Here is a 13,329-nt window from a genome sequence, read left to right on the forward strand (position 1 = left end):
AGTCAAGAGCGTCCTGGTCACGGTTTGTTACAGACCCGACCGTCAACGCCGGCGCACGCCCGGGGACACGGCCACCCGGCCCGCCACCCAGAACAGCGCCAGCGTGACGAGGGCCAGGACGGCCACCAGGGTGGCGCCGCCGACGACCTTCTCGTAGTCGCGCTGGTAGAGCCCGTCGACGATGTACCGGCCGAGGCCGCCCAGGCTGACGTAGGCGGCGATGGTGGCCGTCGACACGATCTGGATGGCCGCCGAGCGCAGACCGCTCAGGATCAGCGGCAGCGCGACCGGCAGTTCGACCTGGAACAGGATCCGCGACTCGTGCATGCCCATGCCGCGGGCGGCGTCGACCGGAGAGGGGTCGACGGTGCGCACCGCCTCGTAGGTGGTCACCAGGATCGGCGGCACGGCGAGGACGACCAGGGGGATCATCACGGGCAGCAGGCCGAAGCCCATCACGATGACGATCAGCACCAGCAGGCCGAAACTGGGCAGTGCGCGGGCGGCGGTGGCGATGAAGGCGAGCGCGTTGCCGCCCCGCCCGGTGTGCCCGGTCAGCAGGCCGACGGGCAGGCCGATCGCGGCGGCGAGGGCCAGGGCGAGCAGGGAGTACTGGACGTGTTCGAGCAGGCGTTGCGGGATGCCGTCGTAGCCGTGCCAGTGGGCGCTGTCGCTGAAGAAGGCGTTGACGAAGTTCAGTACGTTCACCGGGTCACGTCCTGGGGAGCGGGCAGGGGCTGCCGCACGCTGGTCTTCGGGCGCCTGCGGGTGCCGTTCGGCATCCACGGGGTGAGCGCGACGCGCAGCAGCACCAGCAGGGCGTCGCACGCGATGGCCAGGACGGCCGTGGTGATCACGGAGTTCACGGCCAGTTCGGGTCGGTCGTACTTCTGCGCGTCGGCGAGGAGGTTGCCGAGCGCGCCCTGGTTGCCGATGAGGGTGCCGACGCTGACCAGGGAGATGCTGGAGACGGTGGCGACCCTGAGCCCGGCGATGATGGCGGGCACGGCGATCGGCAACTGCACCTGCACGTAACGCCGTACGGGTCCGAAGCCCATGGCGGTGGCCGCGGCCAGCGTCTCCTGGGGCACGGACCGCACCCCGTCGACGATGGCCGGGAGCAGCACCACGAGGCTGTACACGGCCAGCGGGATCATCACGGTCAGCTCGGTCTGGCCGGTGTAGTCGATGAGGACGACGAAGAAGGCCAGCGACGGGACGGCGTAGAGGATGGTGGTGGCGCCGAGCACCGGCGGGTACAGCCAGCGGAAGCGGACGCAGAGCTGGGCGAGCGGCAACGCGAGCAGCAGGCCGGCCAGAACGGGCAGCAGGGCCTCGCGCAGATGCAGTCCGATCAGGCCTGCGTAGCTGTGCTGGAGGTCGCTCGGGATGTCGAAGAAGCCGTTCACGACGCGACCTCGGCCACGTCGGCGTGGCCTGCGGCGTGGGCGCTGCGGATCGCCTCGCCGATGGCCGCCTGCGAGACCACGCCGGTCACCCGCCCGGCGTCGTCCACGGCGACGGCCCAGCCGGCCGGGGAGAGCACGGCGCAGTCGAGGGCGGCCCGCAGGGAGTCGGTGCCGGGGACGAACGGCCGTCCGTGCGGCAGGAGGCGGCCGGGGTCGATGTCGCCGGCCGTCAGGTCCGCCGGCTCGGCCCAGCCGAGGGGCTTCCCCTCGGCGTCGGTGACCAGCAGCCAGGGGGCGTCGGCGGCGGCGATCCGCTCGGCGGTGGCGTCGGCCGGGATCACCGGGCCGGTGGTCAGCGGGAGTTCGGCGGAGGGGAAGAACGACAGCCGCCGGATGCCGCGGTCGGCTCCGAGGAAGTCTTCGACGAAGGCGTCGGCGGGGCTGGACAGCAGCTCGGCCGGGGGCGCGTACTGGGCGAGGTGACCGCCCTCGCGCATCACGGCGACCATCGTGCCGAGTTTGATCGCCTCGTCGATGTCGTGGGTGACGAAGACGATGGTCTTGCCCAGCTCGTCCTGGATGCGCAGCAGTTCGTCCTGGAGCCCCTTGCGCACGACCGGGTCGACCGCGGAGAACGGCTCGTCCATGAGCAGCACGGGCGGGTCGGCGGCGAGCGCCCGGGCCACGCCGACGCGCTGCTGCTGGCCGCCGGAGAGCTGGTACGGGTACCGCTTGGCGAGTGCGGCGTCGAGGCCCACGCGTTCCATCAGTTCCGCCGCCCGGGCCCGGGCCTTCTGCTTGCCCCAGCCGAGCACGCGGGGCACGGTGGCGATGTTGTCGAGGATCGTGCGGTGCTGGAAGAGGCCGGCGTTCTGGATGACGTACCCCATGGACCGGCGCAGGGTCGTGACGGGGCGGCGCTGGATGTCCTCGCCGTCGAGGAGGATCGTTCCCTCGCTCGGTTCGACCATCCTGTTGATCATGCGCAGGGTGGTCGTCTTGCCGCAGCCCGAGGGCCCGACGAGGACGGTGATCGAGCGGTCGGGTATCTCCAGGGAGAGCCGGTCGACAGCCACCGTGCCGTCCGGATACCGCTTGGTGACTGATTCGATCCGTATCAAGGCGCCGGAGCCCTTCGGGTTGGCGGAAGCGTTGGCCAGGGTCGTACGGGCTGTTTCCGGACGAGTCTAGAGGGCGCCTGTCACCGGTCCGCAGGGCGTACGTCCCTCACGGGCAGGCGCACGGTGAACACCGTCGCTCCCGGTGCGCTGTTCAGCTCGATGCGGCCGCGGTGGGCGCGGACCAGGGACTGGGCGACCGCAAGGCCCAGGCCGCTGCCGCCGCGGTCGCGGCTGCGGGCCTTGTCGACGCGGTAGAAGCGGTCGAAGACCCGGGCCCGGTCGTCGGGCGGGATGCCCGGACCGGTGTCGGCGACCCGCACCTCGGCCGCGCCGGGCACGAGGGCGACCTCCACCGACACCTTCGTCCCGGCGGGGGTGTGCACGGCGGCGTTGGTCAGCAGGTTGTCGACGACCTGCCGGATGCGCAGCGGGTCCATCGCCAGCGGCACCGGGCCGGGCCCCGCCAGGACGGTCAGCGGATGGTCGGGGCGACCGGCGCGGAAGGCGTCCGCGGCCTGGCCCACCAGCTCCACCAGGTCGGCGTCCTGCAACCGCAGCGGTGTCTCCACCTCCGCCGCGTCCAGCCGGGCGAGCAGCAGCAGGTCGTCCAGGAGGATGCCCATCCGGGCGGCCTCGGCGCGCAGCCGGGCCAGGTGCCGGTCGCGTTCCTCGGGGGCGTTGGCGGCGGCGTACTGGAAGAGGTCGGCGTAACCGCGCACCGACATCAGCGGGGTGCGCAGTTCGTGCGAGGCGTCGGCGACGAAGCGGCGCAACCGCTGCTCGGCCTCGGCGCGCACGGCGAGGGAGTCGTCGATGTGCTCCAGCATCGTGTTGAAGGCGGTGCGCAGTTCGTCCACCTCGGGGCCGCCGTCCCGGCCGTCGGCGCGCAGCGGCAGCCGGGCCGCCGACTCGGTCAGGTCGTGCGAGGCGATGCCGTGCGCGGTGGACGCCATGTCGCTGAGCGGTTTCAGACCGCGGCGCAGCATCCGGCGGCCGAAGACGACCAGCGCGAGCAGGGCGAGGGCGAAGGTGACGACCTGGATCGTGATCAGCTGCCCGACCGTGTCCTCGATGTCCTCCATGGGCGCGGCGCTGACCAGGACCACCCCGGGCTCGACCTGGCAGGCGCGCAGCCGGTAGGAGCCCGCGCCCCTGAGGTGCTCGGTGCGCAGGATCTCCTTGTGCGCGGCGGTCTGGGCCCGGGCGAGGGAGGTGAAGTCGTCGACGTCCTCCGGCAGGTCGGCGGGGTCCTCGGGCCTGCGCAGCGCGGGTGTACCGTCCGACACGTCGTACACGGCGTAGAACCAGCTGTAGTACTTCTTGCCCGAGAGGGTGCCGTAGTCCGCGATGGACTTGGACTGGGCGATCTGGGCCTGTGCGAGCTGGGTGTCGAGCTGGGCCGACAGGTAGTCCCGCATGTACGTGGTCAGGGCGGTGCCGACGACGGCGAACACCACCAGGGACAGGGCGCCGAGACCCAGGGCCAGCCGGGTGCCCAGCCGCATCCTGCGGTAGGTCCGCCGCAGCCGGGCGATCACTCGGCGGCCTGCCGCAGCACGTACCCGAAGCCGCGCACGGTGTGGATGAGCGGCGAGCCGCCCTCGTCGGTCTCGTCGAGCTTGCGGCGCAGCCGGCTGACGACCAGCTCGACGACGTTGGAGCGGCCACCGAAGCCGTACTCCCACACGTGGTCGAGGATCTGCGCCTTGGTCAGCACGGTGGGCGACTTGCGCATGAGGTAGCGCAGCACCTCGTACTCGGTCGGGGTGAGCGACAGCAGCCTCGCGCCGCGCCGGACCTCACGGGTGTCCTCGTCCATCGTCAGGTCGCCGACCCGGAGCACGGACCGCTGGAAGGCGGGTCCGGCGCAGCGCCGCAGCACGGTCCGCAGCCGGGCCATCAGCTCCTCCACGGCGAACGGCTTGACCAGGTAGTCGTCCCCGCCCCGGGTGAGGCCCGCTACCCGGTCGGCGACACCGTCGCGGGCGGTGAGGAAGACCACCGGCACCATCGTGCCAAAGGCGCGCAGCCGGTCCAGGACGCCGAAGCCGTCCACGCCGGGCAGCATCAGGTCGAGCACCACGATGTCCGGGTGGAACTCGGCGGCCCGCCGCAGCGCGTCCTCGCCGGTGTACGCCGTGACCGCCTCCCAGCCCTCGTAGCGGGCGACGGTCGCGACGAGGTCGGCGATGGGCGGGTCGTCGTCGACGACGAGAAGTCGTACTTTCTCCACGCGCTCATAGTGCTGCACGCGTCCCGTGCCGCCATAGCCGCGTGCCCCCTCGCCGCGGGATCGATAACCACTTGAAAGTCCGGCGACAGCTTCCCGACAGCTCCCCCGCGCCAAGCTCGGTGTTCCAGGAGCCGATCAAGGAGCTGCCGATCGTGACGACCCTCCATCAACGTCCTGTGGCGCCCCGCCCGGGGGTGCGCCCCAAAGTGGTGGGCCGCACCGGCCTGACCGCGGTGCTGCTGGCGAACGCGGTCGTGGTGGCCGTGTTCTTCGCGCAGGCCGGTTTCGCGTCGAACGCGCTGATCGTGCTGGGCCGGCTGGCCGGTCTGTACGCGGCGCTGCTCATGGCGTTCCAGTTGCTGCTGGTGGCCCGGCTGCCGTGGTTCGACCGGCGGATCGGCATGGACCGGCTGACGTCCTGGCACCGCTGGACGGGCTTTTCGGTGCTGTGGCTGCTGCTCGCGCACGCCGTGTTCATCGTCTTCGGCTACGCCGCGTCCTCGTCCCTGGACCCGGTGAACCAGCTGGTGGACCTCGCCGAGACGGTCGAGGGCGTGCTGCGGGCGATCGTCGCGCTGGCGATCATCCTGGTGGTGGGTGCGGTCTCGGCCCGGTACGCCCGGCGCCGGCTGGCGTACGAGACCTGGCACTTCATCCATCTGTACACCTACGTGGCGGTGGTGCTGGCGTTCACGCACCAGGTCGCGGCGGGGACGACGTTCGCCTCGTCGCCGGTCGCGACGGCGTACTGGTACGCCCTGTGGGGCGGGGCCCTCGCCGCGGTGTTCGCCGGGCGGCTGGTGCTTCCGTTGTGGCGCAACCTCCGCCACCGGCTCCGGGTGAGCGCCGTCGTCCCGGAGAACGACCACGTGGTCTCGGTCTACGTCACGGGCCGCGACCTGGACCGGCTGCCCGCCCGGGCGGGGCAGTTCTTCCTGTGGCGGTTCCTGACCCGGGACCGCTGGTGGCAGGCGAACCCGTTCTCCCTGTCGGCCGCCCCGGACGGCCGTACGCTGCGCCTGACCGTCAAGCGGGCCGGTGCCGGCAGCGCGGCCCTGCGGCATCTGAAGGTCGGCACGCGCGTGTTCGCCGAGGGCCCCTACGGCGCCTTCACCACCCTGCACCGCACCCGCCCCGACGCCGTGCTCATCGCCGGTGGCGTCGGTGTCACGCCGATCCGGGCCCTGCTGGAGGAACTGCGCGGCCACGCGGTCGTGATCTACCGGGTGGCCACGGACCGGGACGCCGTCCTCTACGACGAACTGCGCGACCTCGCGCTCGCCAGGGGCGCCGAGCTGCACCTGGTCACCGGCCCGCCCGTGCCCGACCGGCTGGCTCCGCCGGAGCTCGCCCGGCTGGTGCCGGACCTCGCGGAGCGGGACGTCTACCTGTGCGGTCCGCCGCCGATGATGAACGCGGTGCTCGGCAGCCTGCGCGAGCTGGGTGTGCCGGGGTCGCAGATCCACTTCGAACGCTTCAGCCTGGCCGGATGACGAGGAGAGATTCGTGAAGCGAGCCCTGCCCGTCCTCGTCCTCAGTGTCGCGGGCCTGATCCCCCTCTGGCGCTACGCGCCCTCTCAGGACACCGGTTCGTCGTCGGCCCCCGCCGAGGCGGCGGCGCCGGCGTCCACCCCCTCGGCCTCCTCGTCGGGCGGCGCCACGACCACCGTCGTGTCGGGGTCCCTCGTCGACACCGAGAAGGGCCCGGTGCGGGTCGAGGTCACCTTCGACGGCGACAGGATCGCCTCGGTGCGGATGCTCCGGCAGCCGGACCACCCGCAGACCACGGCCGCGGTTCCGCGGCTGATCGAGGAGACGCTCCGGGCGCAGAGCGCCGACATCGACACGGTGTCGGGCGCGACGATCACCAGCGACGGCTACAGGGAGTCGCTCCAGGCCGCCATCGACGCGAGGGGCTGAGCGGGATGAGGGGGTTGCGGCGCGTCGAGCACGTCATGGGGTTCCCGGTGTCGGTGCGGATCGACGACGAGGACGTCCCCGAGGCGGCGGTGGACGGCCTGTTCGCCTGGCTGCGCGAGGTCGACGCACGGTTCAGCCCATTCCGCCCGGACAGCGAGGTGTCACGGCTGGACCGGGGCGAGGTGTCCGAGCCCGGCCCGGAGCTGCGTGAGGTCCTGGACCTGTGCGAGGAGTACCGGATCGCCACCCAGGGCGCTTTCGACGTGCGCCTGCCCGGCCGCGGCCTGGACCCCTGCGCCGTGGTGAAGGGCTGGTCGGTGCAGCGGGGAGCGGAACTGCTGTCGGCGGCGGGGGCGCGCCGCTTCTGCCTCAACGCCGGCGGCGACGTGATCGCCTCCGGCGGCCCCTGGCGCGTCGGCGTGCGCCATCCCGAGCACGCCGACCGGCTCTGCACGGTCCTGGACGTCACGGACCGGGCCGTGGCGACCTCCGCCCGTTACGAACGCGGTGACCACATCCTCGACGGCCGCACCGGCCGCCCCGCGACCGGCCTGCTCAGCGTGACCGTGGTGGCCCCGACCCTGACGGAGGCGGACACGGTCGCGACGGCGGCCTTCGCACTCGGCAGGGAGGGCGTCGGATGGGCGGCCGCCCGCGAGAGGTGCGAGGTGTTCGCGGTGGACGCGGACCGGCGGGTGCTGCGCAGTGCCGGATTCCCGGCGGCGGGCGCGGAGGGGGTCGCGGCGGCGTGAGCCGGGTGACCCCGCTCAGCCGCTGCCCGGCAGGTCCTCCAGGAAGCCCGCCGGCGGTAAGAGGAACAGGCTGCCGGCGTGCGGGCGGCCCTGATGTGGAGGAACAGGTCGCCCGAGGTGGACGGCGCGTGGTGCCGGGGTCCGCCCGCTCCCCCTCCGGGACGGCACGGCCCACGCCCCTGACACGATGCCCAGCGGACAGGCGGTCGGAACTCCCCGGGCACGACGGGCGGTTGCCGGGTCTACTCCTCCCGCAGCACCTTGACGTCCCACGGCCCGAGCGGCACCGCGTCGGCGTACCGGGCGTCCGACAGCACCTCCCGCAGGGACGTCGGCACAGGCACGGACATCTCGTCCCACGACCAGCTGTGCAGGAAGCGCACCCGGCGGCCGTCGCGGGCGGTCGCGGAGGTCGCCGTGACGCTCGGGTGGTCGGGGCGCCAGGCGCCGTCCGGGGCGTACCGGTCGAACAGGGCCTGAGCGAAAGCCGGGTCGGGCACGGTGCCGGCGTAGGTGATGCCTCCGGCCCCGCGACGGTGGGTGGTGACGGCGGTCCAGCGGCCGAAGTGCGGTGCTCATAGGCGCCAAGGTCTCGGCGCCCTGCGGCGACAGCCCGTCCGCCCAGTACAGGGCGTGCGCGCCGGGCGGGAGGGGGAGGGCCTGCGTGCAAGGGAAAGGGCTTGCTCGACTACGTAGTCACGCCAGTGTGAGAGCCGCGGCGGCCGACGTCAGCGGCCGGGACAGAACCGGCCTCCCCACGCCCCATTGATTGATCCATTCAGCATCTCTAGCATCACTCGGTGGCTCCATTCACCTCTTCCTCTCCGGCCCGGGACGTGCGCCCGCGGCACCCGAAGGAGCATCCGTGTTCCCAGCCACTCGCGTCAGCCCGCCCGCCGCCTTGCTGCTGGCGCTGAGCCTCCTCCTCGCGACTGCACCGGCCGCCGACGCCACACCATCGCGGCCCCCGACGGGCGCCCCACCCCAAGTCTGGCCGCAGCCCCGCCACATGGATGCCGGGACCGGCCGGTTCCCGGTGCCCGACCGGGTGGTGGCGGTCGTCGGGCGGGGCACCGACCCGTCGGCGCGGCGGGTCGTCGAGACCGTCCTGCGCCACGCCGGGGCCGAGCGGATCGACACCGTCACCGAGCCGCCCCCGCGGGCCCCCTTCACCGTCTTCCTCGGCGGCCCGAAGGAGAACGCCGCCACGGCCCCGGCCCTGCGCCGCCTGCACGCCCCCTCCCCCGCCGGGCTGCCCTCCGGCGGGTACGTCCTCGCCTCGGGTCGCAGCGCCGGCCGCACCGTCCTCGCCCTGTCCGGCGCCGACCCCACGGGCACCTTCTACGCCGCCCAGACGCTGCGCCAACTGGTCACCCGGACGGTGCCGCAGGTGACCGTCCGGGACTGGCCCACCGCCGCCCTGCGCGGAGTGATCGAGGGTTTCTACGGCACCCCCTGGTCGCAGTCCGAGCGGCTCAGCCAGCTCGACTTCTACGGCCGCACCAAGCAGAACGTCTACGTCTACTCGCCCAAGGACGACCCGTATCTGCGCGAGCGCTGGCGGGACGAGTACCCGCCCGCGGAACTGGCCCAGTTGAGGGAGCTGGTCGACCGGGCCGGCGCCAACCACGTCCGCTTCACCTACGCCCTCTCCCCCGGACTGTCCGTCTGCTACTCCTCCGGCGCCGACCTCGCGGCCCTCACCCGCAAGCTGGACTCGCTGTACGCCGTCGGTGTGCGGTCCTTCGCGATCCCGCTGGACGACATCAGCTACACGAAGTGGAACTGCGATGCCGACGAGCGGGAGTTCGGCACGGGAGGCGGCGCCGCCGGGGCGGCGCAGGCGCATCTGCTGAACCGGGCGTGGCAGGACTTCTCCGCCGGGCACCCGGGCCTCGAGCCGCTGGAGATGGTCCCCACCGAGTACTCCGACCTCGCCGACTCCCCCTACAAGAAGGCGCTGCGGGAGAAGCTGGCCCCGTCCGTCGTCGTGGAGTGGACCGGTGTCGGGGTGATCGCCCCGACCGTCACCGCCGAGCAGGTCGCGCAGGCGCGTGAGGTCTACGGCCATCCGATCCTGCTCTGGGACAACTACCCGGTCAACGACTACGTCACCAGCCGCCTGCTGCTCGGCCCCTACACCGGCCGTGAGCCCGGCGTGGCGAAGGCGGTGACCGGGGTGACGGCCAACCCGATGGTGCAGGGCGAGGCGAGCCGGATCGCCCTGTTCACCTCCGCCGCCTACCTGTGGAACCCGGACGCCTACGACCCACGGGCGGCGTTCCTCACCTCCGTGCGCGACTTCGCCGGACCCGGCGCCGCCCCGTGGCTGCGGATCTTCGCCGAGAACAACCACTCGTCCCAGCTCGACGCCACCGAGTCCCCCACCCTGAGCGCCCTGATCGCCAGGTTCCGCACGGCGTACGAGGAGGACTCCGGCCTCGGCCGGGCCGCCGACGCACTCCGCTCGTACTTCGCCCGCATGGCGGCCACGCCCGCCGAACTCCGCTCCCGCCTGCACAATCCGGGCTTCCTGAAGGAGACCGCGGCCTGGCTGGACAAGCTCGGCCGCTACGGCACCGCCGGGCAGACGGCCGTGGACCTGCTGCTGGCGGGCAAGAGGGGCGACACCGAGGCGGTCACCACGTACTGGAACCGGCTCAGGGCCCAGCGCAAGGAACTCGACGCGACACCCCAGCAGGTGGCGCCGGGGGTGATGGATCCGTTCCTCTACTCGGCGATGACCGCGAACGCGCCCGACCCGGGGGTGGACGCCCGGTTCACGCCCGGGTCCGTCAGCCTGGAGCCGGGTGGTTCCGCGAAGGTGACCCTCTCCTTCTCCGACGCCTCGGCGAGGACGGTCGCGTGGAAGCTGAGCGTCCCCGACGGGGTCACCGTCTCGCCCGACTCCGGCACCGCGACCGTCCCGGCCGGGGGCAGCGCCTCGGCGACCGTGACCGTCACGGCCCGGGCGGGCGCCTCCGACGGGGTGCGGTCCGTCGTGGTGACGGGCGAGGGCCTCCTCAGCCGTGCGATTCCGGTGCGGGTCACCGGCGGCACCGGTTCGCCGAGGGCGCTGACCGCCAACTTCAGCGGGGCGTCCGTCAGTTCGATCGACCTGGCCTCCAAGAAGACGACGAACATCCCGGTGGGCGCCAACCCCGGGGAGATCGTGACCAGTTCGGACGGACGCACGGCCTACGCGGCAGCCCAGGGCGCGAACACGGTCAGCGTGATCGACGTGGCGCAGGGGAAGGTCACCGCCACGGTCCCGGTCGGCAAGGTCCCCGCCGGGCTCGCGCTCACCCCGGACGGCCGCACCCTCTGGGTCGCCAACTACGGGGACGGCACGGTCCAGCCCGTCGACACGGCCTCCCTCACCCCGGGCGCTCCCGTGCGGGTCGGAAACGGGCCGGAGAACCTGGCCGTCACGCCCGACGGACGGACGCTCTACGTGCCCGACATCAAGGACAACACCGTCACGCCGGTCGACCTCGCCACCCGCGAGGCCCAGGCCCCCGTCCCCGTGGGCCCGAGCCCCTTCAACGTCGTGGCCGCGCCGGACGGGAAGACGGTGTACGTGTCCAACTCCGGTGGTTCGACGATCACTCCGATCGACACGGCCACGAACGACACCGAACCGACGCTCCTGGTCACCGGCCAGGCCTACGGACTCGCCCTGTCGCCGGACGGCCGAACCCTGTGGGTCAGTCCCAGTACCGGCGACACCGTCACACCCCTCGACACGGTCACCGGCGCCCCGGGGAAGACGGTGAGGCCCGGCAGGTCCGCCTTCGACGTCGCCCTGGACTGGAACGGCGCCACCGCGTACGTCACCACGGCCGACGCGGGCGCCCTGGTCCCGTTCGACCCGGCGTCCGGGGCCGTCGGGACACCGCTGACGACGGGCGCCTATCCGCTGGCCGTGGCGCTGACACCGGTACCGGTGCGGTGACGCGGGACGGCCGGGGCCCGGCTAGGGGCCCCGGCCGTCGGGACCGGAGGGTCGGGCTCAGCTCGCCGTGCGGCGTATGCGGCCCTCGTACTTCTTCTCCAGCTCCAGGTTGCCCTCGAAACCGCCGGGCACGTTGGCGGAGACGTAGACCGGGGGCCGTTCGCCGGCGGCGAGGAGGCGGCCGGCCGCTTCGGCGACCGTCATCTGGACCAGCATCGCGCCGGTGAGCGTGGACAGGGCGCAGACCGCGCCACCGCCGGGCAGTTCGAGCAGGGAATCGCCGGGCGGGGCCGCGTTGTCGAGGACGACGTCGGCGATGTCGGCGAGCTTGCGGCCGCTGGGGTGGGCGGCGGGGACGGCCCGGGTGTGGGCGAGGGAGGTGAGGGCCAGGACGCGGTGGCCGCGCTCCGAGGCCCGCAGGGCCATCTCCACGATCACGTTGTTGACACCGGAGTTGGAGATGACGACGAAGAGGTCCTGGGGGCGCGGGGCAGCGAGGTCGTAGAGCCGCTCGGCCACCCCCGCCCGGCGTTCGAGGAGCGGGTCGTCGAGGACGGACGGGTCCTCGCCGCCGTAGAGGACGAGGTCGGTGATGCTGAGCCGGTTGGTGGGGACCAGTCCGCCGGCGCGGCCCGCGAGTTCCAGGACGAGGGCCTGCGAGTGGCCGGTGCCGAAGGCCTGGACGACTCCGTCCGCGCGCACGCACTCGGCGACCAGGTCCGCCGCGGCGGCCACGGCGGCGCGGGAGGACTCGACGACGCGCTCCAGGACGGTGCGGCTCTCGCGCGCGAACCCCTGGGCGCTCACAGACTCGACGGACATCGCGACACTCCCCACTGAAGAACTCCCAGCCGAAGGCATACCCAGCTGATGGATTGAATCACCCTACACTTCCCCATCGGTGAATCAATGAATCACACCGGGTATCGGCCGGACAATGGGTCCTGGTATTCAATCCGCACGCGGAAAGGTGGCTGGTACCTTCTTGCCCATGCCTCCCACGGACGTCACGACACTGATCCGTACCGAGCTGCCCCGGCTGGCCGGCTCCCTGCGGAAGGTCGGCGAGCTGATCCTGGAGGATCCCGCCGCCGTCACCCACTGCTCGGCCGCCGAACTGGGCCGCCGCACCGGCACCTCCCAGGCCACGGTGACCCGTTTCTGCCGCGCCATCGGGCTCGACTCCTACCAGCACCTGCTGATCGAACTGGCCCAGGAGCGCGGCCGCGGCGAGGTCTCCGACTGGGGCACCGCCGAGATCGGCCCCGACATCTCGCCCGACGACAGCCTGGAGCGGGTCGTGCAGGTCGTGGGCACCGCGGACCTGCGGGCCATCCAGCAGACCATCGACCGGATCGACCTCGACGCCCTGGAGCGCGCCGCCCAGGCCCTGGCCAGGGCCCGCCGTATAGACGTGTACGGCGTCGGCGGCAGCGGGGCGGTGGCGCACGAGACGGAGACCCGGCTGTTCCGCATCGGCTGCGCGGTGCGCGGCTGGACCGAGGTGCATGCCGCCGCCACCTCCGCCGCCCTGCTGACGCCGGCCGACGTGGCCATCGGCATCTCCCACTCCGGGGCGACCCGGGAGACCCTCGAACCGTTCGAGATGGCCAAGGAGCGCGGCGCCACCACCGTCGCCCTGACCACCGATCCGCGCTCACCACTGTCCCGGGCCGCCGACATCCGGCTCATCTCCTCGTCGTCGGAGACCAGCTTCCGCGCCGAGAGCATCAGCAGCCGGCACTCGGTCCTGATGCTCATCGACTGCCTCTACGTCCGGGTGGCCCAGCTCTCCTACCAGCGGGCGAGCGCCTCGCTGGCGCTGACCGACCACATCGCCGGGCAGCACACGGCGAAGTCCCGGCGGGCCAGGTGAGCCTGGCAGTGGCCGCGGCGGACGGTGGTCGGGCTTGGCCAGGTGTGCATGGATGAACCACCA

At 72.7% G+C, this 13,329-nt stretch carries 12 protein-coding genes; 5 read left to right on the top strand and 7 right to left on the bottom strand.

Annotated features, from left to right (window positions below; all coding sequences use genetic code 11):
- Positions 1–42: 42 nt before the first annotated feature.
- From FDO69_RS04030 to FDO69_RS04050, 5 genes are all read right to left on the bottom strand, one after another.
- Entirely contained in the window at positions 43–708 is a 666-nt protein-coding gene (locus tag FDO69_RS04030) for an ABC transporter permease (RefSeq protein WP_104778254.1), read from the bottom strand.
- Positions 705–1,409, bottom strand: coding sequence for an ABC transporter permease (locus FDO69_RS04035; RefSeq protein WP_104778256.1), 705 nt, complete (start codon positions 1,407–1,409; stop codon positions 705–707). Before FDO69_RS04035 ends, FDO69_RS04030 begins: the two co-directional genes overlap by 4 nt.
- Positions 1,406–2,530, bottom strand: coding sequence for an ABC transporter ATP-binding protein (locus tag FDO69_RS04040; protein WP_167526516.1), 1,125 nt, complete (start codon positions 2,528–2,530; stop codon positions 1,406–1,408). The genes FDO69_RS04035 and FDO69_RS04040 overlap by 4 nt, the downstream gene beginning before the upstream one ends.
- Before the next feature lie 80 nt (positions 2,531–2,610).
- On the bottom strand, positions 2,611–4,068 hold the full coding sequence (locus tag FDO69_RS04045; protein ID WP_104778257.1) for a sensor histidine kinase: 1,458 nt from the start codon (positions 4,066–4,068) through the stop codon (positions 2,611–2,613).
- The gene (locus FDO69_RS04050) at positions 4,065–4,763 is read right to left on the bottom strand and encodes a response regulator transcription factor (RefSeq protein WP_104778259.1); all 699 of its coding nucleotides are present in this window, start codon (positions 4,761–4,763) and stop codon (positions 4,065–4,067) included. Before FDO69_RS04050 ends, FDO69_RS04045 begins: the two co-directional genes overlap by 4 nt.
- Positions 4,764–4,969: 206 nt before the next feature.
- Here FDO69_RS04050 and FDO69_RS04055 point away from each other — a divergent pair, with 206 nt between their 5' ends.
- The 3 genes from FDO69_RS04055 to FDO69_RS04065 are packed head-to-tail and all read left to right on the top strand — an operon-like array spanning position 4,970 to position 7,435.
- The gene (locus FDO69_RS04055) at positions 4,970–6,256 is read left to right on the top strand and encodes a ferredoxin reductase family protein (protein ID WP_104778491.1); all 1,287 of its coding nucleotides are present in this window, start codon (positions 4,970–4,972) and stop codon (positions 6,254–6,256) included.
- Between the two features lie 13 nt (positions 6,257–6,269).
- The gene (locus FDO69_RS04060) at positions 6,270–6,683 is read left to right on the top strand and encodes an FMN-binding protein (RefSeq protein ID WP_104778261.1); all 414 of its coding nucleotides are present in this window, start codon (positions 6,270–6,272) and stop codon (positions 6,681–6,683) included.
- Positions 6,684–6,697: 14 nt separating this feature from the next.
- Entirely contained in the window at positions 6,698–7,435 is a 738-nt protein-coding gene (locus FDO69_RS04065; protein ID WP_104778263.1) for an FAD:protein FMN transferase, read from the top strand.
- Between the two features lie 242 nt (positions 7,436–7,677).
- On the opposite strand, the gene FDO69_RS41560 is transcribed toward FDO69_RS04065, so the two are convergent.
- Entirely contained in the window at positions 7,678–7,935 is a 258-nt protein-coding gene (locus tag FDO69_RS41560; protein WP_199838277.1) for a hypothetical protein, read from the bottom strand.
- A gap of 365 nt (positions 7,936–8,300) precedes the next feature.
- Here FDO69_RS41560 and FDO69_RS04075 point away from each other — a divergent pair, with 365 nt between their 5' ends.
- Positions 8,301–11,390, top strand: a complete 3,090-nt coding sequence (locus tag FDO69_RS04075) for a beta-N-acetylglucosaminidase domain-containing protein (RefSeq protein WP_234387834.1) — start codon at positions 8,301–8,303, stop codon at positions 11,388–11,390.
- A 57-nt stretch (positions 11,391–11,447) separates the two neighbouring features.
- On the opposite strand, the gene FDO69_RS04080 is transcribed toward FDO69_RS04075, so the two are convergent.
- On the bottom strand, positions 11,448–12,212 hold the full coding sequence (locus FDO69_RS04080; RefSeq protein ID WP_104778265.1) for a sugar isomerase domain-containing protein: 765 nt from the start codon (positions 12,210–12,212) through the stop codon (positions 11,448–11,450).
- A gap of 169 nt (positions 12,213–12,381) precedes the next feature.
- Between FDO69_RS04080 and FDO69_RS04085 the strand changes: the two genes are divergently transcribed.
- Positions 12,382–13,266, top strand: a complete 885-nt coding sequence (locus FDO69_RS04085) for a MurR/RpiR family transcriptional regulator (RefSeq protein ID WP_104778267.1) — start codon at positions 12,382–12,384, stop codon at positions 13,264–13,266.
- Positions 13,267–13,329 lie beyond the last annotated feature (63 nt).

The sequence above is a fragment of the Streptomyces tibetensis genome (genome assembly GCF_007655005.1).
In the GTDB taxonomy this organism is placed as follows: domain Bacteria; phylum Actinomycetota; class Actinomycetes; order Streptomycetales; family Streptomycetaceae; genus Streptomyces; species Streptomyces tibetensis.

Excerpts from the sequence above, each read along its gene's own strand:
- FDO69_RS04085 (WP_104778267.1), top strand. The coding sequence starts at position 12,382 with ATGCCTCCCACGGACGTCACGACACTGATCCGTACCGAGCTGCCCCGG.
- FDO69_RS04080 (WP_104778265.1), bottom strand. The coding sequence starts at position 12,212 with ATGTCCGTCGAGTCTGTGAGCGCCCAGGGGTTCGCGCGCGAGAGCCGC.